At 43.5% G+C, this 21,346-nt stretch carries 19 protein-coding genes and 1 pseudogene; 6 read left to right on the top strand and 14 right to left on the bottom strand.

Annotated elements, in window-relative coordinates:
- Nucleotides 1–70: 70 nt before the first annotated feature.
- The 4 genes from GSF04_RS08880 to GSF04_RS08865 form a co-directional block, all read right to left on the bottom strand.
- Complete coding sequence (locus GSF04_RS08880; RefSeq protein WP_211859315.1) at nt 71–523, bottom strand: PD40 domain-containing protein; 453 nt, start codon at nt 521–523, stop codon at nt 71–73.
- Nucleotides 523–936, bottom strand: a complete 414-nt coding sequence (locus GSF04_RS08875; RefSeq protein ID WP_211859314.1) for a hypothetical protein — start codon at nt 934–936, stop codon at nt 523–525. The genes GSF04_RS08880 and GSF04_RS08875 overlap by 1 nt, the downstream gene beginning before the upstream one ends.
- An 80-nt stretch (nt 937–1,016) precedes the next feature.
- Nucleotides 1,017–1,901: a DUF2306 domain-containing protein gene (locus GSF04_RS08870; RefSeq protein ID WP_211859313.1), complete on the bottom strand. Its 885-nt coding sequence runs from the start codon at nt 1,899–1,901 to the stop codon at nt 1,017–1,019.
- A 117-nt stretch (nt 1,902–2,018) separates the two neighbouring features.
- Entirely contained in the window at nt 2,019–3,146 is a 1,128-nt protein-coding gene (locus GSF04_RS08865; protein ID WP_211859312.1) for a helix-turn-helix transcriptional regulator, read from the bottom strand.
- A gap of 230 nt (nt 3,147–3,376) precedes the next feature.
- Here GSF04_RS08865 and GSF04_RS08860 point away from each other — a divergent pair, with 230 nt between their 5' ends.
- From GSF04_RS08860 to GSF04_RS08850, 3 genes are all read left to right on the top strand, one after another.
- A complete protein-coding gene (locus tag GSF04_RS08860; protein WP_010605979.1) occupies nt 3,377–3,967 on the top strand; it encodes a DUF2726 domain-containing protein in 591 nt (196 codons plus the stop codon).
- A 108-nt stretch (nt 3,968–4,075) separates the two neighbouring features.
- Complete coding sequence (mtnN, locus tag GSF04_RS08855; RefSeq protein ID WP_069022899.1) at nt 4,076–4,783, top strand: 5'-methylthioadenosine/S-adenosylhomocysteine nucleosidase; 708 nt, start codon at nt 4,076–4,078, stop codon at nt 4,781–4,783.
- Nucleotides 4,783–5,739 (top strand): cobalamin biosynthesis protein, encoded by a 957-nt coding sequence (locus tag GSF04_RS08850; protein ID WP_211859311.1) that lies wholly within the window; start codon nt 4,783–4,785, stop codon nt 5,737–5,739. The genes mtnN and GSF04_RS08850 overlap by 1 nt, the downstream gene beginning before the upstream one ends.
- A gap of 285 nt (nt 5,740–6,024) precedes the next feature.
- On the opposite strand, the gene lpdA is transcribed toward GSF04_RS08850, so the two are convergent.
- From lpdA to pdhR, 4 genes are all read right to left on the bottom strand, one after another.
- Complete coding sequence (lpdA, locus tag GSF04_RS08845; protein WP_010607389.1) at nt 6,025–7,449, bottom strand: dihydrolipoyl dehydrogenase; 1,425 nt, start codon at nt 7,447–7,449, stop codon at nt 6,025–6,027.
- A 211-nt stretch (nt 7,450–7,660) separates the two neighbouring features.
- The gene (aceF, locus tag GSF04_RS08840) at nt 7,661–9,553 is read right to left on the bottom strand and encodes a pyruvate dehydrogenase complex dihydrolipoyllysine-residue acetyltransferase (RefSeq protein ID WP_211859310.1); all 1,893 of its coding nucleotides are present in this window, start codon (nt 9,551–9,553) and stop codon (nt 7,661–7,663) included.
- A gap of 11 nt (nt 9,554–9,564) precedes the next feature.
- Nucleotides 9,565–12,231 (bottom strand): pyruvate dehydrogenase (acetyl-transferring), homodimeric type, encoded by a 2,667-nt coding sequence (aceE, locus tag GSF04_RS08835; RefSeq protein WP_211859309.1) that lies wholly within the window; start codon nt 12,229–12,231, stop codon nt 9,565–9,567.
- A gap of 70 nt (nt 12,232–12,301) precedes the next feature.
- Nucleotides 12,302–13,051, bottom strand: coding sequence for a pyruvate dehydrogenase complex transcriptional repressor PdhR (pdhR, locus tag GSF04_RS08830; protein ID WP_010370324.1), 750 nt, complete (start codon nt 13,049–13,051; stop codon nt 12,302–12,304).
- 237 nt (nt 13,052–13,288) lie between these two features.
- On the opposite strand from pdhR, the gene GSF04_RS08825 reads away from it, so the two are divergent.
- A complete protein-coding gene (locus tag GSF04_RS08825; RefSeq protein WP_211859308.1) occupies nt 13,289–13,432 on the top strand; it encodes a hypothetical protein in 144 nt (47 codons plus the stop codon).
- A gap of 175 nt (nt 13,433–13,607) precedes the next feature.
- On the opposite strand, the gene GSF04_RS08820 is transcribed toward GSF04_RS08825, so the two are convergent.
- The gene (locus GSF04_RS08820) at nt 13,608–14,360 is read right to left on the bottom strand and encodes a transporter substrate-binding domain-containing protein (protein ID WP_211859307.1); all 753 of its coding nucleotides are present in this window, start codon (nt 14,358–14,360) and stop codon (nt 13,608–13,610) included.
- A gap of 229 nt (nt 14,361–14,589) precedes the next feature.
- Here GSF04_RS08820 and GSF04_RS08815 point away from each other — a divergent pair, with 229 nt between their 5' ends.
- Both GSF04_RS08815 and GSF04_RS08810 read left to right on the top strand, forming a co-directional pair.
- A complete protein-coding gene (locus tag GSF04_RS08815) occupies nt 14,590–15,708 on the top strand; it encodes a DUF1570 domain-containing protein (RefSeq protein ID WP_211859306.1) in 1,119 nt (372 codons plus the stop codon).
- An 810-nt stretch (nt 15,709–16,518) separates the two neighbouring features.
- Nucleotides 16,519–16,713: a hypothetical protein gene (locus tag GSF04_RS08810; protein ID WP_211859305.1), complete on the top strand. Its 195-nt coding sequence runs from the start codon at nt 16,519–16,521 to the stop codon at nt 16,711–16,713.
- Nucleotides 16,714–16,808: 95 nt separating this feature from the next.
- On the opposite strand, the gene GSF04_RS08805 is transcribed toward GSF04_RS08810, so the two are convergent.
- The 5 genes and pseudogenes from GSF04_RS08805 to GSF04_RS23510 form a co-directional block, all read right to left on the bottom strand.
- Nucleotides 16,809–17,228 carry a hypothetical protein gene (locus tag GSF04_RS08805; RefSeq protein WP_211859304.1) on the bottom strand — a complete coding sequence of 140 codons (420 nt, stop codon included), beginning with the start codon at nt 17,226–17,228 and terminating at the stop codon, nt 16,809–16,811.
- On the bottom strand, nt 17,225–17,650 hold the full coding sequence (locus GSF04_RS08800; RefSeq protein ID WP_039491885.1) for a hypothetical protein: 426 nt from the start codon (nt 17,648–17,650) through the stop codon (nt 17,225–17,227). Before GSF04_RS08800 ends, GSF04_RS08805 begins: the two co-directional genes overlap by 4 nt.
- Nucleotides 17,647–18,312 carry a GH-E family nuclease gene (locus GSF04_RS08795; protein ID WP_211859303.1) on the bottom strand — a complete coding sequence of 222 codons (666 nt, stop codon included), beginning with the start codon at nt 18,310–18,312 and terminating at the stop codon, nt 17,647–17,649. The genes GSF04_RS08800 and GSF04_RS08795 overlap by 4 nt, the downstream gene beginning before the upstream one ends.
- A gap of 427 nt (nt 18,313–18,739) precedes the next feature.
- Complete coding sequence (locus tag GSF04_RS08790) at nt 18,740–19,201, bottom strand: SMI1/KNR4 family protein (protein ID WP_236596569.1); 462 nt, start codon at nt 19,199–19,201, stop codon at nt 18,740–18,742.
- Nucleotides 19,202–19,753: 552 nt separating this feature from the next.
- Nucleotides 19,754–20,011, bottom strand: a pseudogene (locus GSF04_RS23510) (hypothetical protein); the annotation flags it as partial.
- Nucleotides 20,012–21,346 lie beyond the last annotated feature (1,335 nt).

The raw sequence follows: 21,346 nt of genomic DNA, 5'->3' as shown, positions 1-21,346 counted from the left end.
TATCGTTAGTCGGTTCGCATGGCGGCGATGTCACCAGACATTGCCGCCGCCTCAGCTACACATGACCAATTTATTTTTTCTTTCTAAGCTTTTCAATCACTTGAGCATCAACCCAATGCTTACCGCCAACCCAATACGAGGAACCATCTGCTCTAAACTTCTCTTCTGAGCGACCAAAAAATAAGAACTTGCCATCGGGCGTCACGAAAGCGCCGTTTTCGGTAAGCGGAGTATTTATTTCAGCGCCAAGGTTTATCGCTGTGCCATACCTTCCATCTTCTTGTAAAAAGCTAATATAGATATCAGACGCACCATACCCACCTTCTCTTTCACTATCCCAAATAATATAGGATTCATCATGCGCTATAAATGGATGAGCTGTCCAAGTTCCTGAGTTAATCTCAGTGCCTAGCAGCTTTGGGGCTTCCCGTTTCCCTTTAACGACTTTAGATATTCTAATAACATCGTTATTTTTCCAATCATCGAACACAAATGTGCCGTTAGCAGAAGCTGAAAGACGCATTATCCCCAATCTTCTCTATCAAATTGAGGACCAAGGCTTTTCATCAATGACCAACCGGAACTTGTTTTTTCTATGTAATTTTTTTTCGAATAAAGTACATCGAGATCACCACTCAATGCTCGGTGAAAGTCATGTCTTTGCCAATCTCGCCCGTCTTTACGATACACAATGACTGAGGGCTCATGGGGGACATAATTCTTTCTAACTAAGTAAAACTCGTTTAAATTTGCAGAAAACTGCCCACCTAATTCCCAATCACTTGAACTTCCATGCTCAGGCATAAATGGAATTGCCAAAGTACCTGGTGCTGTTTGCCCAAAATAACGCACGGAAGAGTCTAAGCCATTTGCATAACAACTCAATGAGAGCCCCAGTAAACATAATGAGCAAAACGACAAAGCTGCCTTTTTCATATCGATAATCCTGTATTTTTATTGAGTGTAAACGCTGTAATCAATAACGTCTGATTTAGTGCAACCAGTTTAAATCCTAATCAAAATGCTATGGGCTCTCCACTCATGATTTGCAGTAAAAACGGGGTAAATCCAACTATCCCTAATGACATCAGCACAGTAAGCACAACCAGTACGAATGACGTTATGACTTTGACATGGGGACGTTTACTTTGAGAACCGTAAAAATATAGCTGTGCAGCAGCTAGTGGTAGCAAGAAGCAACCAAAAGTCCACATTGGGAAAAATGGGTCTCCAAACGCTGGGGTAACTCCGGCTGCTGTGCTCGTAATAAAGTAGCTAAATACACCGACTCTAAGAAACCACTGCGCGTTAGAGACAAGGAATAGTCGAATCGCCCACTTTCTATGATTGGCAATATCCTTGCTTATCGCCGTTTTCACCGTCATATAGGCAAAGCCTAAGATAAGAAATCCATTAATACTCGTGCCTATCTCAGAGATTAGGTTTGGACTCGCACCTCTTACCCAAGATAAGTAAAATCCAGATATCGCTAAGAAAAATACTGTCACTAAAAAAGTATAGCCATTGATTTTATGGAAAGTTGGTAACACAGCCCTCACTTTTGGGAGCAACTGTAACGCACCGCCAAACGCAACGATCCCAGCCCCCATGACATGAACGAAAAAGAGCATATTTCCCGCTATATCTCCGGCCTTATGCGGCGTGTTTCCCATCGGTTCCCAGCGATTCCAAATCTCCATATTGTCGTTAATGACCGACATACCATAAAACTTAATAATGTAATAAAAGAAAAACCACTGGCCAGCCAATATCACCGAGAACCAAAATATAGCTGAGTATTTCAATAACTTATTGGCATTTTCTAGCCTTGTCTGTGTAGTTGCTGAAGCACTACTTTGTTGTTCATTTGATAACCCAAAACGCGCTGTTGTGACCTTCATAATGCGTCCTTCTTTATTCAACGAAATATTTCATCAAATTTTCTAGGAACTTGTCATTGTTGTCGTCCGAATGGGCATATTCGTACTAATTAGCACATCAACAGCATCACTTTTTCTTCAATTGTTCTTTTTATAATCAGTTGGCGTTGCACCAACTCGTTTTTTAAACGCGCTATTAAATGTCGATTTTGATTTAAATCCAACCTCAAAAGCGATAGAGGAAACCAACATGTCGCTATTTGTTAGCAGGTTTTTTGCTTCTTCAATTCTATAACCATTCACAAACTGAAAGAAGTTGGTGTTCATAAATTGTGAGAGCGTTTCTGATATGTGGTTTTCACTCACAGAAATCGCTGTCGATAAGCCATTTAAAGACAGATCTTCATCTTTAAATAGTGCTTTCTCAGACATCGCTGTGGTTAATTTGTCTGCAATCAGCTGCATTTTATCATGGGAAATAACGGCTTCTCTTGGTTGTGGCTCAGGCCTTTTTGTCTCTTCAGGTTCGCTCAATTCGAGTTGCTTGAGGGCTAAGTTAAGAAATGAAACTAATACCGTGAACTCAAATACGGGTAACAATGACCGCATCGCAAACCAATTAAACCCAAAAAATGAGGCCGCGTAATTTGCTGCGTAAAAAAGCCATACTAGTCCCCATAGGAGCAAGATGATTTTCAGCCAGTCCATTGCACGCTGCTCAATCGCCGAGTATTTATCCATAAGCTGCTTACGATGTTGAGAATGAAGCCTTAATGCCGCGATTAAATAGGCAAAAGTAACCACAATAAAAGTTACTGCGGTAAACAAGCAGACAAAGATGGCTATTTTCCAAAGGGCAGGATCACGAGTGCTCGGATTAGCTAAGGCAAGTTTCTGCTCTGGGGTGATGCTAAAAATAAAAGGGATCATAGACAAAAACACTACTGCAGGCCCAAATAAAGCGAGCAAGTGTGCCTTTAAAGAAATTTTGCTATTGGGAAACATCGCCTTATACGCATAAAAATAAAGCGCAGGTCCCATCAACATTCTGACAGGTAATTGAAACCCAGCAATAGCGGGAGCATATTGAAATACACCAGTAAAAATATAGAGCTCACCCATAATATGAATGAACAATAATACCAACAATCCAGATAAATACATGGTCTGTTTAGGCTTAGTTATGGTGAAGATACGGAGCAGCGCAGACAAAACCACGCCCACCATAGCCGAGTATAGTACCGTGGGGATCAAGTTAACCGACATATTATTGTTATTATGCGTTTACAATTATGAGTGAGAGAATATCACCAGCATATGTTCAGATAAACCTGCAATAAGAATTTGCAGCCATGTTTTTGTAAACATCTATTACTTATCAAAGCTGCATTATCGTCGCTGATTGAACGATTTCGTCGTAAAGAAACCACTATGCTTTCTGGCACACCTATTGCTTATAAAACCACAGATGTCATTTTTTTGATTTGGAGTTTTGTATGGAATTTGCGTTACTTGCTATTTTGGCTCTAGTGGTCGTTGCTTCCATTGTCGCTTCTAAGTACACCGATGTGGGTGGCAATCCTTATCCGTTTAATCGTAAAGAATCTGTTTTTACCACCGTTGAAGCATCATTTCTACACTTATTAGAACGTGCCGTTGGCGATAGATATAAAATCGTTAGCCGTATTAAGCTCATTGATGTGATTGAGTGCAAGCCGGGGATCTCTCCAAAAGCGCGTCGTGCCGCAGTAACCAAAGCTAAGAATAAGCAGTTGGATTATGTTTTGGTAGACAAAGAGACACTGAAAATTGTTGCCGCTGTTGATTTGGTCAATAACGCCAATAAAAACGGCCACAAAGCACAAAAAGATTGGTTTGTCAGTGGCGCTCTGGAATCTGCGGGTATTCCACACATTCGCATGAAAATCAAAAGTGGCTACCAAAGCGCGGAGGTTCGTGCGGCAATCTTATTCAAGCTTGGCCAAAAAGTGGAGATGCCAAAGAAAACCAGAAACCGCACCTACAAACCTGCGGTACTGTCCCCTTCACAGGCAAAAGCACAGTCAACTCAGTTGGCAGAAATCTAGCAAAACGGGCGTCAGCCCGTTTTTTGTTTTACCTATCAAAACCCCTTTCGTATAATAAAAGCAATTTTGACACTGGGGCTTTCCCCACCACAAATTAGGAATCTTTTGATGAAAGTAGGCATTATCGGCGCAATGGAGCAAGAAGTTACCATTTTGCGTAACACCATGGAAAACCCGCAAACATTGACCAAAGGTGGCTTTACTTTTTATACCGGCAAACTGGCTGGTCTTGACGTAACGCTTGTACAGTCTGGCATTGGTAAAGTGGCAGCGACGGTTGCGACAACTTTGCTTATCGACAACTTTGCGCCAGATTGCGTGATCAACACGGGTTCTGCTGGTGGTTTTGAACCATCACTAAACGTCGGCGATGTGGTGATTTCAAATGAAGTACGTCATCATGACGTAGATGTTACTGCATTTGGCTATGAAATTGGTCAAGTTCCGCAAATGCCTGCTGCGTTTACTTCGCACACAAAATTAGTTGAAGCAGCAGAGCAAAGCGTACATGAGCTTGAAGGCATTCAAACTATGGTTGGTTTGATCTGTACGGGTGACTCATTTATGTGCGACCCAGTACGCATCGACAAGGCGCGTGCAGACTTCCCTACGATGTTAGCAGTAGAAATGGAAGGTGCGGCAATTGCGCAGGCTTGCCATTCTTTAAACACGCCATTTGTTGTGATCCGTTCGCTATCTGATATCGCCGGCAAAGAATCACCGCAATCATTCGAAGAGTATCTAGAAGTCGCTTCTGTTAACTCTTCTAAGATGGTGATGGCACTACTTAATAAGCTGGATAAGGTTACGCTTTAGTGCTCGACAGCTTGCTTCAGGCCCATGAGGGCCTGATCATTTTCTTACTGGCGATTTTTGCCAGCCTAGGGGTAAGGTTATCAACACTTTACCACCCTAATCTTATTCTTAGCCTTATTTTTAAAGCGATTGCCGAAAAAGTTTATCGCCCTAAAGCCGCTTCTAGCTATCAACTTTTATCCGGTACACTCGGCTTCCTCCTGCCAATATTAACTATCACTGTATTAACTTATGCGATTATAAGCTTTGCTTTTTATCCTAAGTGGCTCGGTGGGCTGGTGTTGTTTTTATGCTTAGATATTAGCCATGAAAGCCGTGCTAAGCGCATTTCCGCGCTGATAAAGTCAAAGCAAAAAGTGACTGCAAGAGCCGTGTTGCAAGGAATGGTAGCAAGAGATGTAGAGAAGCTAACAGAGCTTGGTATTTGTAAAGCCACCATAGATAGCACCGCATTAAATACCCTGCGCCATTTTTTTGTCATTGCTTTACTGTATCTAACAGCAGGCCCCTATCTCGCGCTATTTTATAAACTGTTACTACTGTGTGACCATGCTTGGCGGCAAGTAATGCTCCCCTCAAGCCGTTTTATGGCAAGCCTTTCCCGCATGATTTGGCTCGTTGAGTTTGTGCCTATTCGATTATTAATTACCTGCTTTTCGTTGCTACTTAGACCAAAGCAAACTTGGCACTACATTAAATACTACGGCCGTCACTTTAGCCAAACGAATACTGGATGGGCACTGAGCTTTTTTGCAGCAAATTTACATACACAACTCGCAGGGCCGCGCTTTTATTTTGGTGAACGTTATGACGTGATGCGGGTAGGTGCAAAAACGCAACCCTCAGCTGAGCATATTCAGCATTTACTCGGACTACTCAATCAGATGCGCTGGCTATTTATTGCCACTTCCGCCTTACTACTTGTAATTATTAATTTTCTCAGGCTGATGGCTTAGCTTGGAATCCTTAACCTGAGCTTCGGATAATTAATGCCTTTCTAGCAGCCAGTTTTAGCGCTAACTGCGTTGAATTCACTTCCAATAGCAAGCTATTGGTGCGTAAATTCGCCTAATTACCCCTAAAACTCTCTGGCTAGACAAGGAAATAATTTAATATTATTTTAAAAACAATGAGTTAGTTCATTTCTTATCCAAACCTCAGGTTACTTAGAAATAAGCTCCCCACTTAGCCAAAAACAAAAAACCCAGCACAAGGCTGGGTTTTTGAATGCTCAGAAAAACTTACTTTTTCTTCACTGCTTTTTTGTTTGGAAGGTCAGTGATTGAACCTTCAAAGATTTCAGCAGCTAGACCGATTGACTCGTTCAGCGTTGGGTGAGCGTGGATAGTAAGCGCTAGGTCTTCACCGTCAGCACCCATCTCTACTGCTAGACCGATTTCACCAAGCATTTCACCTGCATTGATACCAACCATAGCACCACCGATCACGCGGCCTGACTCTTTATCAAAGATAAGCTTAGTTGAACCTTCAGTACGTGCAGAAGCGATTGCACGGCCAGAAGCAGCCCACGGGAATACCGCAGTTTCAATGCTTAGACCTTGCTCTTTTGCTTCTTTCTCAGTCACACCAACCCAAGCGATTTCTGGATCTGTGTATGCAATTGAAGGAATACACTTAGGATCGAAGTAATGCTTCTTACCAGAGATAACTTCAGCAGCAACGTGACCTTCATGAACCGCTTTGTGCGCAAGCATAGGCTGACCTACGATGTCACCGATAGCGAAGATGTGATCAACGTTGGTTTTCATTTGCTTATCAGTGCTGATAAAGCCACGCTCATCAACATTTACGCCCGCTTTGTCAGCGTCAATTAGCTTACCATTTGGTGTACGACCAACAGCAACTAGTACTTTGTCATAACGAACTTGGCCTTCAGGTGCTTGCTTGCCTTCGAAAGATACGTAGATACCGTCTTCTTTCGCTTCAACAGCAACCACTTTAGTAGAAAGCATTACGTTAAACTTGTCTTTAACGTACTTTTGGTAAATCTTGATAACGTCTTTGTCAGCCGCTGGTACTAGTTGATCAGCAAACTCAACTACGTCGATCGCTGAACCTAGTGAACGGTAAACAGTACCCATCTCAAGACCGATGATACCACCACCTAGTACAAGTAGCTTTTCAGGCACGTCTTTAAGCTCAAGTGCACCTGTAGAGTCGATGATACGCTCGTCTTCAGGAATGAAAGGTAGGCTTACAGGCTGAGAACCCGCTGCAATGATTGCGTTATCAAAGGTCACTGTTTTTGCACCGTCAGCACCTTCAACAGCGATAGTGTTAGAACCTGTGAACTTACCGTAGCCGTTAACTACAGTTACTTTACGCATCTTAGCCATTCCGCCAAGACCACCTGTAAGTTGACCGATCACAGACTCTTTCCATGAACGGATTTTGTCTAGGTCAATTTGTGGAGCACCGAAAGAAACACCGTGAGAAGCCATTTCTGCTGCATCGTCAATTACCTTTGCAACGTGAAGAAGGGCTTTTGAAGGGATACAACCAACGTTCAAGCACACACCACCTAGCGTGTCGCGAGATTCGATTAGTGTAACGTCTAAACCTAAGTCTGCTGCACGGAATGCTGCAGAGTAACCACCAGGACCACCGCCTAGTACAACAACTTGAGTTTTGATTTCGTTGCTCATGTTATTACCTTAACTGTTATTTGAACGGGTTTACTCGTCGAGAGTAGCCGACCCAAAGTGCCTGCCAAACACCCGATTCGGGGCACAGGGCAGAGAGAGTTATTATTGCTCGAAAGTGTATCATTCACACTCTCTATTGTCCCGCCTAATTATCAAGCGGAACAACAAAATACAAGAAAACCGCATCACCTAAGTCATGCGGTTTCTATTCTTACATTACTAGCTGGCGAATATCGCTTAGGTAGTTTGCAAGTGTCACAGTAAAGCGAGCTGCTAGCGCGCCGTCAATGACACGATGGTCGTATGAACAGCTTAGCGGCACCATTAGGCGCGGCTCGAACTCTTTACCATTCCATTTCGGTTTGAAGTCTGACTTAGAAACACCAAGAATCGCAACTTCAGGAGCATTAACGATTGGCGTAAACGCCGTACCGCCGATACCGCCTAGGCTTGAGATAGTGAAACAGCCGCCCTGCATATCAGCAGACGTCAGTTTACCATCACGTGCTTTCTTAGAAATTTCCATCAACTCGCGTGATATCTCAATGATGCCTTTCTTATTCACGTCGCGAACAACAGGAACCACTAGACCATTTGGTGTATCAACCGCGATACCGATGTGAACATATTTCTTCAAGATTAAGCTCTCACCATCTTCAGATAGTGAAGAGTTAAACGTTGGGAACTCTTCAAGTGCTTTTGCAGCCGCTTTCATCACGAATACTAATGGTGTGATCTTCACACCCATTTTCTTCTTCTCAGCTAGCACGTTCTGTTCTTTACGGAACGCTTCAAGCTCTGTGATATCTGCTTCGTCAAACTGCGTAACATGTGGGATTTGTACCCAGTTACGATGAAGGTTTGCACCCGATAGCTTATTGATGCGAGAAAGTTTCTTCTCTTCTATTTCACCAAACTTGCTGAAATCTACTTTTGGCCAAGGAATAAGACCAAGCTCACCGCCGCCAGTGTTGCCACCTTTTGCGATTTGACCAGACTCAACTTGCTTAACCAGCTCTTTCACGTAGTTTTGTACGTCTTCTTTTAGTACACGGTTCTTACGACCTGTACCTTTAACGCGAGCTAGGTTAACCCCAAACTCACGCGCTAAACGACGTACCACAGGTGAGGCGTGGGCATATTGATCATTGGCCACAAAGTCATCTTTTTGTGCAGAGGCTTTTGGTGCTTCAGATTTTGCTGCTGGAGCCGCAGATTGAGCTGGTTTTGCTTCAGTTTTAGCTGCTGCCTGAGGTGCAGGTGCCGCGCCTTTCACTTCGAATACGAAGATTAAAGAACCCGTTGATACTTTGTCGCCAGCATTGACTTTGATCTCTTTAATCGTACCGGCAAACGGAGCTGGTACTTCCATTGAGGCTTTGTCGCCTTCAACCGTGATAAGAGATTGCTCTTCTTCAACGCTGTCGCCAACAGCAACCATGATTTCAGTGACTTCAACTTCGTCGCCACCGATATCTGGTACATGCACTTCTTTTTCAGCTGATGCAGCAGGTGCTTGCTCTTCAGCTGGCGCTTCTGCAGCTTCGGTAGTCGCAGGTGCATCACCGCTACCTGCCACTTCGAAGATGAAGATCAATGAACCGGTTGACACTTTGTCACCCGCGTTGATTTTCACTTCTTTGATAGTACCTGCAAATGGTGCAGGTACTTCCATTGAGGCTTTGTCGCCTTCAACCGTGATAAGCGATTGCTCTTCTTCAACAACATCACCCGCAGCTACTAAGATTTCAGTTACTTCAACTTCATCGCCACCAATATCTGGTACGTGAACTTCTTTCACTTCTGTCTTGTCAGAGGCGCTTGCTTCTGGCTTAGCTTCTTTTGCTGGTTGCTCTGCCGGTGCTTCTTCACCTGCCGCTTCAAAGATCATGATCAAAGAGCCAGTCGATACTTTATCGCCTACCGCTATTTTGATTTCTTTAACTGTACCCGCCACTGAGGCTGGTACTTCCATTGATGCTTTGTCGCCTTCAACAGTGATAAGCGATTGCTCTTCTGCAACCGTGTCACCTACGCTTACTAGGATCTCGGTTACTTCAACCTCATCGGCACCAATATCTGGAACATGAATTTCGATTGCCATCACTCGTCCTCTTATGCGTAAAGTGGGTTAGTTTTGGTGGTGTCGATATCAAATTTCTTGATAGCGTCAGTCACTACTGATTTTTCAACTTTGCCTTGCTTAACTAGCTCACCAAGTGCTGCAACTACCACGTAACCGGCATTCACTTCGAAGTGACGACGTAGGTTTTCACGGCTGTCTGAACGACCGTAACCGTCTGTGCCAAGTACTTTGTAAGATGCGCTCGGCATAAATGCACGTACTTGATCAGCATAGTTTTTCATGTAATCCGTAGCAGCAATTGCAGGCGCATCACCAAGTACGCTGGTGATGTAAGCCACTTTTTGCTCTGCTTCTGGGTTAAGCATGTTGAAACGCTCTGCATCTTGACCGTCACGAGCAAGCTCGTTAAATGACGTTACAGAGAATACGTCTGAACCGATACCGTAGTCGTCGCTTAGGATCTGCGCCGCTTTACGTACTTCGTTCAGGATAGTACCCGAGCCCATTAGCTGAACCTGTGCTTTGTCGCCAGTGTAGCTTTCAAGCTTGTAAATACCCTTACGAATACCTTCTTCAGCGCCTTCAGGCATTGCTGGCATATGGTAGTTTTCGTTCATAAGCGTTAGGTAGTAGAACACGTTCTCTTGCTCTGGACCGTACATACGACGAATACCATCCTGCAGAATAACCGCTACTTCAAATGCAAACGTTGGGTCGTAAGAAATACAATTAGGCACTGTACCTGCTTGAATGTGCGAGTGACCGTCTTCGTGCTGTAGACCTTCACCATTTAGCGTTGTACGACCAGCAGTTGCCCCTAATAGGAAGCCACGCGCTTGTTGGTCGCCCGCCATCCACGCCATATCACCTACACGTTGGAAACCAAACATTGAGTAGTAGATATAGAACGGGATCATTGGTAGGTCGTTCGTGCTGTATGACGTTGCTGCTGCAACCCATGAAGACATCGCACCTAGCTCATTGATACCTTCTTGTAACACCTGACCAGAGGTTGCTTCTTTATAGTAAGAAACGATATCGCGGTCTTCTGGACTGTAGTTTTGGCCGTGCGGGTTGTAAATACCGATTTGACGGAATAAACCTTCCATACCAAAAGTACGCGCTTCATCAGCAATAATTGGAACAATGCTCTTGCCAACATTCTTGTCTTTTAACAAGATATTAAGCGCACGAACGTATGCCATTGTGGTTGAGATATCACGCTTTTGTTCTTCTAGAAGCGGTTTAAATGCATCTAGTTCAGGTAGCGTAAGCGTTTCTGTGAAGTTAGGTAAACGCTTAGGTGTATAACCGTGAAGCGCGTTACGGCGAGCATGTAGATATTCATGCTCTTTTGACCCTTCTTCTAGCGTCAAGTAAGGTAGATCTTGTAATTGCTCATCAGATACCAAGTCATCAAGGCCTAGACGTGAACGTAGGTGCGCTACGTGTGTCATGTCCATTTTCTTAACTTGGTGAGCAATGTTTTTACCTTCAGCCGCAGCGCCCATGCCGTAACCTTTAACGGTTTTAGCTAAGATCACAGTCGGACGACCTTTGGTGTCTTGTGCCGCTTTAAATGCAGCAAATAGCTTCGATGGCTCATGGCCACCGCGCTTCAACGCGAAGATTTCGTCGTCAGTCATATCAGCAACAAGTGCTGCTGTTTCTGGGTAACGACCGAAGAAGTGCTCACGTACGAAGGCACCATCTTTTGCTTTGTAAGTTTGATAATCACCGTCAACTGTTTCATTCATCAGTTGCAGCAATTTACCCGTAGTATCTTTGGCAAGTAGCTTATCCCAACCAGAACCCCAAACGACTTTGATCACGTTCCAACCAGCACCTTTAAATAGGCCTTCTAGTTCTTGGATGATCTTACCGTTACCCATTACTGGGCCGTCAAGACGCTGTAGGTTACAGTTGATTAGGTAGCATAGGTTGTCTAGTTTTTCACGGGCAGCGAAAGAAATCGCACCACGTGATTCTGGCTCGTCCATTTCACCATCACCAAGGAAGGCGTAAACGCGTTGCTCAGACGTATCTTTTAGACCACGGCCATCTAGGTATTTAAGGAAACGCGCTTGGTAGATAGACGCGATTGGACCTAGACCCATAGAAACCGTTGGGAACTGCCAGAATTCAGGCATTAGCTTAGGGTGTGGGTATGAAGAAATACCGTTACCGTCTACTTCCTGACGGAAGTTATCTAGCTGCTCAGCGCTTAGGCGGCCTTCAACAAATGCACGAGCATAAATGCCCGGAGAGATGTGACCTTGGTAATACACTAAGTCACCACCGTCTTTCTCGTTTGGTGCACGGAAGAAGTGGTTGAAACACATTTCATAGAATGCAGCTGATGACTGGTAAGAGGCCATATGCCCGCCCAGCTCAAGATCTTTCTTCGAAGCACGAAGTACGATCATGATCGCATTCCAACGGATGATAGAGCGAATACGACGCTCAAGGTTCACATCCCCTGGATACGCAGGTTCTTGATCTGCTGGGATTGTGTTGACATAGTTAGTCGTAGTGCCTGTTGGCATATCTACGCCATCAAGACGCGCTTGCTCTAATACTTGCTCTAACAAGAACTGAGCGCGCTCTACGCCTTCTTCTTTTACTACCGACTCAAGCGCCTGTAACCATTCTTGGGTCTCTAGCGCGTCTACGTCAATTTTATTGACTTCAGACATATGGAGTGTTCCTTATGTTTAAAATACGAATTTATTCTATTTGTGCCAATTCTTACTGAATCAAGCCCGATTACTGCTGTTTTGTTCTACGCAGTGAACGTTCTATTCGCGAACGCTCTTTACCGGCTTCTAATAACGCTTCTTCGATAAAGGCTAAGTGGGCGTTACTAGCAAGTCTTGCTTGTTCAGGGTTACCATTGATCACCGCATCTAATAACAACTTTCTGTGCTCACCGAGCTGCTCACTCACATCTGATTTCTGCACCAAGACCGTTAAGTTTTGCAACACGTTTTGCTCAAGCAGTGACTGCATCCCTTTTACAAGATGAAGCAGGACGACGTTATGTGACGCTTCTGCAACGGCAAAGTGAAAAGCATTAATTGCCCTTGCCTTTTGCATCAGGTCATCACCTATCTCTGCAATATTGTCAAAGCTTTGTTGTACCTTTGCAAAGTCATTCTCTGTGCCCCTGAGTGCCGCATAGTAGGCGGCGATGCCTTCTAATGCATGACGGAACTCAAGTAAATCGAACTGAGATTCTGGATGCTTACTGATCAAGTCGAATAACGGATCAGTCAACCCTTCTTCTAGCTGATTCTTAACATACGTGCCACCACCTTGCCGACGGGTAACAAGCCCCTTAGCTTCCAATTTCTGGATAGCCTCACGAAGTGATGGACGCGACACTTCAAACTGCTTAGCTAGTTCACGCTCAGGCGGCAACTTTGCACCGGGTAATAACGAGCCCTCGAGGATCATATTCTCAAGCTGTTCTAGTATTACGTCGGATAATTTTGCTGCTTTAATCTTTAAAGACATTGAAATAACGCCAATTTTTTATGATGTGACCTAGCCAGACCGCTGACTTATTTTAATCAATTTGGTAAGAATTAACTTCATAGGTAAATTGGTCATACCAAATTTGCACAATACGTTATCAAAATCCATGACAACTGTCAAAATTCAGCCCAATTCAATAATTAGCTGAGTGTAAAAACAACAGTTGGCGTGCATAAACTTTAACCAAGAATCGGGAAAATTTAAAAGGCGATTTAAATGGTCAGACCAGATGAGCATATACCATTTAACGCTAAATCAAGCTGCCGGAAAGGCGGTTTGGATAAGGCAAGTCTTAATCTAAAGCAGCCAATGACGATCCAAGATAGTCTTTACGATTGTTGGCTGCAAAGCATGCTCTAAAATCCCACTGAATACACTATTAGGCTTTACGTGTAATAACACTCTTTATGCTTTATATACCGTCAAAATAGGCAACAGGCTATGCAAAACATTAAAAACAAATTTGGATTCTAACTTATGAATGATTTCGCAACGAATCAGGGCATTATTTGGTTTTAGCAAAGCCAAAAAGCAATCAATCGGTAAACACACGAGAGCAACGAGCACGATACTGAGCAACATAGTCTTCATCCGCCCATAGTTTTTTAAGCCCTTCGTTATACAACTCGACATATTCACTATGATGCTTATTGATAAGCAAATAGCCTTTTTGGATAAAAGCAGGGATCGCTTGCGCAGCTAATAACTCCGCTTCTTCCGCTGGCAGTTCCTGCTGATAAGACTTCGCCGATTTTTCGTCCATAATCATAATATCCGCACGATTTCGTAGGATCAGTGCCACATTTTTACTGGTATACGTGGCATATGAAGTTTTGATTTCAAGCGTCTCTATCGCCTCTAACAGAGAAGGCGGATAAGTTAACCCTTGATTGAGCAACAATCTAAATGGCTTGAGATCTGCGTAACTCGTATAGGTAAACGCTAAATCTCGATGGTGATAAAAGCGTGCCGTTTCTTCAGTAAGTGGGTGTTGAGTGTAAATATAGTCTTTGCTCCTTTGCTCACTGTAATACCAATAAGCACTACCAATGTAAGCTGCCTTCATTCCTTCTTGATAGGCGCGTTCCCAAGGCATAAATAAAAATCGGACTTTTATATCGGAGAGCGCAAAGACATCTCGGATCACAGCAGCCACACAGCCTTGATCTTGTTTCGCTTGATCTAAGTACGGCGGCCATTGCCCCGTCGTAATATTCACCTGAGTATCAAACGCGCTCGCACTCCCGCCCACACAACACAGTAAAATCAACGGCCAAACTACTTTCATCTGTATGCTCTGTTATTTTTTCAAAAAGTATAGGCAACGAATTAGATTATGGGTACATTGTTGTAGAAAAAAGAATGGCAAATAATGCAAACGATACGCTATGACACACTAAAGTAGCTGTTATTTAATGCCATGGGAGTAAGCAGATAATCAAATTACTCATTGCCAAGTTTACCGATAATCGAGTATAACCAGAGTCTCTGGGCATGTATTACACAAGGATATCACTTTGGTTTGGCGGGTCTTTGTCCTACTACTTATCATCACGCTGATATTGTTTGCGCTTTATTTTATCTACCCAAGTGCAGCAGCAAACTCGATAAGGTCTATCAAACCTTTATTGACGGAATTTGGCATACAGCTAGACACCCATACCGAAAAACGTTTAAGTCAGCCAGACACCACTCCTCACCTAACGGTTGCACCACCAGAAGTAACGAAACAACAGCTACCTGAAAAACCAGAAAAAACCTTTTCTAACCTAAACGGGCACAGTGATCTTGTTAATATGTTCAGCGGTATCTCAACACCTACCTGTGGAGCACTAAAGCACGAAGTATTTTCCTTGCAAACGCAATTCAACGACATTGAAAATTTTAAACTTAATCTAACGGGTGAACCCGTGAGCCCTTATGTTGAGTATCAGGCGCAGCAAGCCCTCAACGTGGTGTATATGATGTTTAAGCACTTTTTTAACCAGTTAGCGCATAAAAAAGCCTTATCCCCCATCCAATTGAACATGCATATTGCCGCCAATGACGCTGACTACAATGAGTTAATCCTCTCTCGAGATGCAGAACCCGCAGGCACCTTGGGCATGTACTTCTTGTTTCAAAACCAAGGCTTTATCAATGGCGGTCGCACTGAAGAAGAAACGCTAAGAACGCTCATTCATGAGTCCGTGCACGCCCTAGTTTTTTACTATTTCGGCGTAACCCCTCGATGGGTAACGGAAGGCTTAGCCGAGTATTTTGAGCACCTAAGAATTACCGAAACAGGTCAATTTTCAGTTTACCTCTCTGACGAAGATTGGTTGACGAAAGAAGGGATTTTGAAATCGCGCTTTGCCAAGCTTGATATTAACACCCTATTCAATAGCGAAAATCAGTGGCAAACCATGCAAAGTAACACCTTATATGCCAATAGTTACCTGTTTACCGGATTTATGGTCGAGCACAACAGCAACGCTTTTTTCGAGTATTTACGACAAGAAAGCAGCAATCCGTGCAATATTGTACCTGCACAAAACATCGAGCTACTCTTTCGTAATTTTAATGAAAACGTCGAATCACAATTTGAGGGATGGCGTAACACACCTCGCCAAATTCAACGTGGCGCATGGCAATAACTCTTCCTATGAGGGTATAGCAATTAAGCTGTTTGTAACAATGACAAAAAAACTATCAGCATAGCCTCCTAATTAGCATTGCAGATAGTTTTGTAGGGAGGCGGTTCACCCGCCGAGAAGTGTGCTTTTCGGGTAGTCGTAGCCCACGGATAGGCGTCGAAACCTGTCAGGAGGACGGGCTGAATTCACGATAAATTTCGAGAAATCAGCCGTTAGCAAAATAAACCTCCATGTTTAATATCAAAGCGCATCCATGCGCTCCTCGTTCATTCTTTTTAAACGACGAAAAAGAACGAACCAAGAAAACGTCGCCCCAGCATCACACTCAATCCTCAAATCCTAAGCCGATATAGTGCAACCGTCTTGTAAGGCACGTCCCTGTACCAGACAAGACTTGGCCGACATCCTGTCGGCACATTGCATATCGACTTATGCTTTTCGGGTGTGATGAAGGGGGAATAAAGTTGCTTGTGGAATTTCCACTTTCTCAGTAGCAATAGAGTAGTTTATAAGATCAAAAGCGGCTCCAGCCTCACAGTGTAAATAGCGTTGTGGGAGGCGGTTTACCCGCCGAGAAGTTATGCTTTTCGGGTAGTCGTAGCCCATGAATGGGCTTCGAAACCTGTCAGAAGGACAGGCTGACTTCACGATAAATTTCGAGCAATCAGCCGTTAGCAAAATAAACCTCCATGTTTATTATCAAAACGCACCCATGCGCTCCTCGTTTATTTTTTTAAACGACGCGATCGAGCGAACCGAGAAAACGTCGCCCCGGCATCACACTCAATCCTCAAATCCTAAGCAGATATAGTGCAACCGTCTTGTAAGGGTGAGGTTGCCAGAGCCACTGCCTTTTACTGTGATATTACCTTGGCTTTGAATGAGTTGACTTCCCGCCGGCGCGGTGATGGTAAGGTTGTTGTCTGCCTTGAGCTTTATATCACTTTGGATAACACTGCGATGGCTGCGACCCGCCTTAAGGATGATATTTTGTGTGAAGCTTAAGCCAAGGCTCTTGAATTTTGTGGTAAATATATCGAACAAGATATTGCACGATGTATATGCTAATTGTCATGTGCTGTCCTTTGCGTAGAACTGGTTTATAACTTGATTTCGGACTTTAAAAAGTCGTAATAAAAAAGCCCATCCTCTCCATGGTCTTCAAAAATTTCTTTTCCGGCTAACATATAGGCCTTAAGTAAAGCATTTTTACTGCGCTCTTTATCACCTAACTGATAATGACACTGGCCAGCTCTAAAGTGAATAAATGGGTTGTCAAGTGCTTCAGGGTAGTTTAATGCATCCAGCATTGAATCTAGGGATTGTTGATATTCATCAAGCATATAATAACTATCCCCAATAGATACTTTAAGCCAAACGGCTTGCTCCCAATCTTCATCTGGATCAGCGAGTAAATCGAAGGCTTTTTTCCAGAGTGTCATTGCGCCTTGAAAATCTTCTTCATCAAAAAGGTCATTGCCTTGCTCGCAATACTCTTCTATCTCGTCATGTACATTCATTGGTTATACTCATTAAAGAAGGTTTTGTATTTCTTAGGTTGTTCTACAAAGCATCTACCCCGTGAAATAGAATTGGCTTTAGCAAACCATTCATATGCTTGTTTAAAGTTACCCATTTCAAATAATATAATTCCTTTTATGAAGCTTGGGCTATCATCATATGAAATGCAAAAGTCTGAATTTAAGTACTCATCAATTAGTGCTTCGGCCTCAGCAAGCTTCTCGATCGTAATAAAGTGTTCACAAGCAGAAGTAATAATAATTAATGATTCTGACCACTGACTCTTCGGTGAAGGGATTAATTCGATAGCTTCTTGCATTGCAACAAATGACTCATCTATTTTTCCTCTGTCTCTAAACTCCAGAGAACGATTAAATTTTTCATTAATCTCATCACTTAATCTTTCATCTAATTCTTTCATTTTTTCAACTTATTAATTGGGGATAAATAGGTTTCTTTTAACTTAGCTCCCGCTGAACGGTTTAGGCTGTAATGGTCCAATGTATAGTTATTTGGGTCAAGCATCCACTTCCTAACTTCTTTCGACTTTGCGCCATATTGCCTACCTTTCGTATTCCACCACCTTACTGCATCTGTCGGGTCATGTGCCATGTCTGCTTGCGACAGCGGGTGCCAATTTCCTTTGCTGTCTTTAAACTGGGTTTTACCGAATTTATCTCTTATCTTACCTTCTTTACGCATCCTAGCAATGACCTCTTTACCAGTGCGAGATGTTTTACTTGGTGTTTTTCCAAGGTATTTCAAGCGGTTTGATATCTTACGAGCTTTCTTAGTTTTTGTATTATTTGAACTATTGTTTTTAGCCCCCGGCAACTCATTCCCTTTTGGCGGCTCCAATTCATCAGCTTTGGCTTTGGTGGGCTTATCGGTAACGCCTCGAATTGGTGATTGGCCTTGATATTCATCCAGTGCTTTATTAACTCGCTGTCCGATTTCTTGGGCGGCTTGTTGCATATGCTGGTCGATTTTGGGGGTGACGTCGTCTAGGCGCTTTACCGTGGCTTGCATGCCTTCGATGGCGGCGTCTGGAAGCAGTAGGTCGTAGTGCCAACTGCTAGACATTTCATCGAGTGAATCGCGCAGGCCTTTGACGATGTTTTTAACTTCCGTGGCGGATTGTTTTCCTAGGTCTTGCCAGTTGATGTCTCTTAGGTATTTAACTGGGTCGCCTTTACCGAGCTTGCGTAAAACGGCAAGCGCAGCAGAGAGGGATTCTCGGTATTTTTTAAGATGACTTTGTCTATTGACCTCTATTTAGCCGATTCTGAATATTGACATTTTGGTGCTCAGACTGGTTGAGCAACTCAGTTTACCCACAGTTTGGCTAGAATTTTCAGGCAGTTTTGCCATGCGATGCACACATCGTATCGTTCGGCACTATGCCACCTAGCCTATGTCCACAAAACAGCTAAGGGTGTAAAACAAGTCAACACCCTTGGGTAAGCCTAGAAGCACGTATGGAGGATATATCCAGATTCAGATTAGGTTACTAAGCTCTCAAATTATTGAGAAGTTCATTTATATCTCTTGAAACATATATAAAAGCTTCTGGTGAATCAGGATCTTCTTCCACATTCACGAAGATTATAGGTGGATTTGAATGATCAATATTAAAATTATAGGCAAAAAAGTTGCCAGTACCTCCGGCATCAGCAATAGGAAAGATATTCGGATATAAATCTTTCCATTTATTAAATTTTTCCAGAGCACTATATAGCATGTGTTCAGAGGAACAATTTTCTAAAACGTGAAATAACGGTCCAAACGGTACGGGTGCTAAGTCACCTGATTCAATTACCTCTTTAGATGGTACTAACCCCTGCTTGTCAACTATAAAAGATTTGTAATCAGCAGGTAGTATAAAACCTATAATGGCCTCTATGGTTGAAATCTCATTGCTCGAGATATCTTGCAAAGGAGGATCTACATACTCTTCCCAAATTATATTCACTTTTTGCTCCTTGTTACTTTTTATAGCCTCCACCCCAAATAGACATTCCTCCAGTATGGGGCACGAAAGCGTCGTGTTCTATTTGATTGACTAACTGCATTCTACCTGTATCTTGATGGTGATGCCAAGTTAATCCTGCTGGTGGCTTTTTGGGGCAGGGTCTTTTAAGAAATGTTTTAATTGAATATTTGTTAGCCCCATCTCTTCAGCTAAACTTGGGTTTTTCTGTAGTGAACTCCTCAGCCTTTCATTTGCATATTGAAAGTGTGAAGCAGCATCTTTATTACCTAAAAGGTTATTGGGTACATGTGTATCGAATTTGCTGTTAAAGATAGGAAATCCATATTTATCTCTCGCTAAAGTAATGCCATTCCTGGTTTCTATCTGGCCAGCTTTTTTAGAAAGAATAATTGTTTTTTCTTTCCCAGCGTTTATGCCAAACTGTATTATTGCTTTTCCACTATCTGATACTTTAACTTTACGTTCTAAGTCGTTCAGCTTTTCCATGGATTGCGGATCTATAGTGGTTGTGCCTTCAAAACTATTTTTTACCCCCGGTAACTCATTCCCTTTTGGCGGCTCCAATTCATCGGCTTTGGCTTTGGTGGGCTTGTCGGTAACGCCTCGAATTGGTGATTGGCCTTGATATTCATCCAGTGCTTTATTGACTCGCTGTCCGATTTCTTGGGCGGCTTGTTGCATATGCTGGTCGATTTTGGGGGTGACGTCGTCTAGGCGTTTTACCGTGGCTTGCATGCCTTCGATGGCAGCGTCTGGGAGTAGTAGGTCGTAGTGCCAACTGGTAGACATGTCATCGAGTGAATCGCGCAGGCCTTTGACGATGTTTTTAACTTCCGTAGCGGATTGTTTTCCTAGGTCTTGCCAGTTGATGTTTCTTAGGTATTTAACTGGGTCGCCTTTACCGAGCTTGCGTAAAACGGCAAGCGCAGCAGAGAGCGATTCTCCAGTATTTTTTAAGATAACCTTGCCCACGCCTTTGACTGCTGAGCCCACTACTGGCACTAAACCAATGCCGGTCAAGGTAAAGGCAAGCCAAGCGTCGGTGTCGTTGGCTTCATCATCGTCGGTCAGTAACATGACATTGGCAATGATATCTCGTAAATCCATGACTTGGTCGATAATCGGTATCATGGAAATCAAGGTACCTACCACGATTTGTGACGTGGAGGGGTTTTGATTAAAGTCGCCTTGCAGTGTGCCCCATAACCAATCACCTGCTTGGGTTGCAATGCCGTTGGCTTCTATCAGTGGTGCAGTATTGCCGCTGCGTACCATTTCAGCGGCTCGCGCTGGAGTGATTTGTCCATACAGTGGGTTTTTAGGGCGATTATCTTCTGGCAGGTAATCGCGTTTATCCTCACCATATTGCACGGTATATTGACCTGGCGGTGCATTCTCAATTTTTGCTTTACCGCTGTCATCTAAGTTACCAGTCAGCGCTGTGCCGTTTGCAAATCGAATGGTATAAGGTGCGCCCATAATTGGGCTGCCATCTTGATAGGTATAAGACAACTCAATGGTACTGCTCATCATGGTGGCAATGCCATCGGCGGCAAGTGAGAGTCGAGCATTCTCAGAGAGCGCTTGAATTTGCGGTACACTCGGCATCGTGGCGCTTTGTTTGCCGCCAATATCTTGCTCCATGCTGCCGTCAAACACAGTCATGGCTTTGCCTTTTAAGGTCAGTAACTTGTCTGCAAAGATGTTGACGTTACCACTTGAGTCAATACTGATTTCACTGCCGCCATTGGCAAGAGTGAGGTTGCCAGAGCCACTGCCTTTAATCGTGATATTGCCTTGGCTTTGAATGATTTGACTTCCCGCCGGGGCGGTGATGGTAAGGTTGTTGTCTGCCTTGAGGTTGATATCACTTTGGATAACACTGCGATGGCTGCGACCCGCCTTAAGGGTCAAATCTTGTTTGGCGCTGACGTCAATTTGATTGGCGGTGACGTCTAGGTTGGTTGCTGCATCAATAATCACTGACTTTTTACTCTCCAGTGCCAGTTGTTGTTTGGCGCTGGCAATAAAGGTTTTATTGGTGAGTAGTCGAATTGCGCTTTTAACACTGCCAAGTTGTATGTCTTTGGCTGCAAAAATATTCATCGCGCCAAGTTGCGCAAG

The sequence above is a fragment of the Pseudoalteromonas sp. A22 genome (genome assembly GCF_018141345.1).
Lineage (GTDB): Bacteria > Pseudomonadota > Gammaproteobacteria > Enterobacterales > Alteromonadaceae > Pseudoalteromonas > Pseudoalteromonas maricaloris.
Note: the sequence above shows the minus strand (reverse complement) of the source record. Positions and strands in the feature narration are given on the sequence as shown.

Coding starts and splice junctions, on each gene's coding strand:
- GSF04_RS08880 (WP_211859315.1), bottom strand. CDS start 523: ATGCGTCTTTCAGCTTCTGCTAACGGCACATTTGTGTTCGATGATTGG.
- GSF04_RS08875 (WP_211859314.1), bottom strand. CDS start 936: ATGAAAAAGGCAGCTTTGTCGTTTTGCTCATTATGTTTACTGGGGCTC.
- GSF04_RS08870 (WP_211859313.1), bottom strand. CDS start 1,901: ATGAAGGTCACAACAGCGCGTTTTGGGTTATCAAATGAACAACAAAGT.
- GSF04_RS08865 (WP_211859312.1), bottom strand. CDS start 3,146: ATGTCGGTTAACTTGATCCCCACGGTACTATACTCGGCTATGGTGGGC.
- GSF04_RS08860 (WP_010605979.1), top strand. CDS start 3,377: ATGGAATTTGCGTTACTTGCTATTTTGGCTCTAGTGGTCGTTGCTTCC.
- mtnN (WP_069022899.1), top strand. CDS start 4,076: ATGAAAGTAGGCATTATCGGCGCAATGGAGCAAGAAGTTACCATTTTG.
- lpdA (WP_010607389.1), bottom strand. CDS start 7,449: ATGAGCAACGAAATCAAAACTCAAGTTGTTGTACTAGGCGGTGGTCCT.
- aceF (WP_211859310.1), bottom strand. CDS start 9,553: ATGGCAATCGAAATTCATGTTCCAGATATTGGTGCCGATGAGGTTGAA.
- aceE (WP_211859309.1), bottom strand. CDS start 12,231: ATGTCTGAAGTCAATAAAATTGACGTAGACGCGCTAGAGACCCAAGAA.
- pdhR (WP_010370324.1), bottom strand. CDS start 13,051: ATGTCTTTAAAGATTAAAGCAGCAAAATTATCCGACGTAATACTAGAA.
- GSF04_RS08825 (WP_211859308.1), top strand. CDS start 13,289: ATGGTCAGACCAGATGAGCATATACCATTTAACGCTAAATCAAGCTGC.
- GSF04_RS08820 (WP_211859307.1), bottom strand. CDS start 14,360: ATGAAAGTAGTTTGGCCGTTGATTTTACTGTGTTGTGTGGGCGGGAGT.
- GSF04_RS08805 (WP_211859304.1), bottom strand. CDS start 17,228: ATGAATGTACATGACGAGATAGAAGAGTATTGCGAGCAAGGCAATGAC.
- GSF04_RS08800 (WP_039491885.1), bottom strand. CDS start 17,650: ATGAAAGAATTAGATGAAAGATTAAGTGATGAGATTAATGAAAAATTT.
- GSF04_RS08795 (WP_211859303.1), bottom strand. CDS start 18,312: ATGTCTAGCAGTTGGCACTACGACCTACTGCTTCCAGACGCCGCCATC.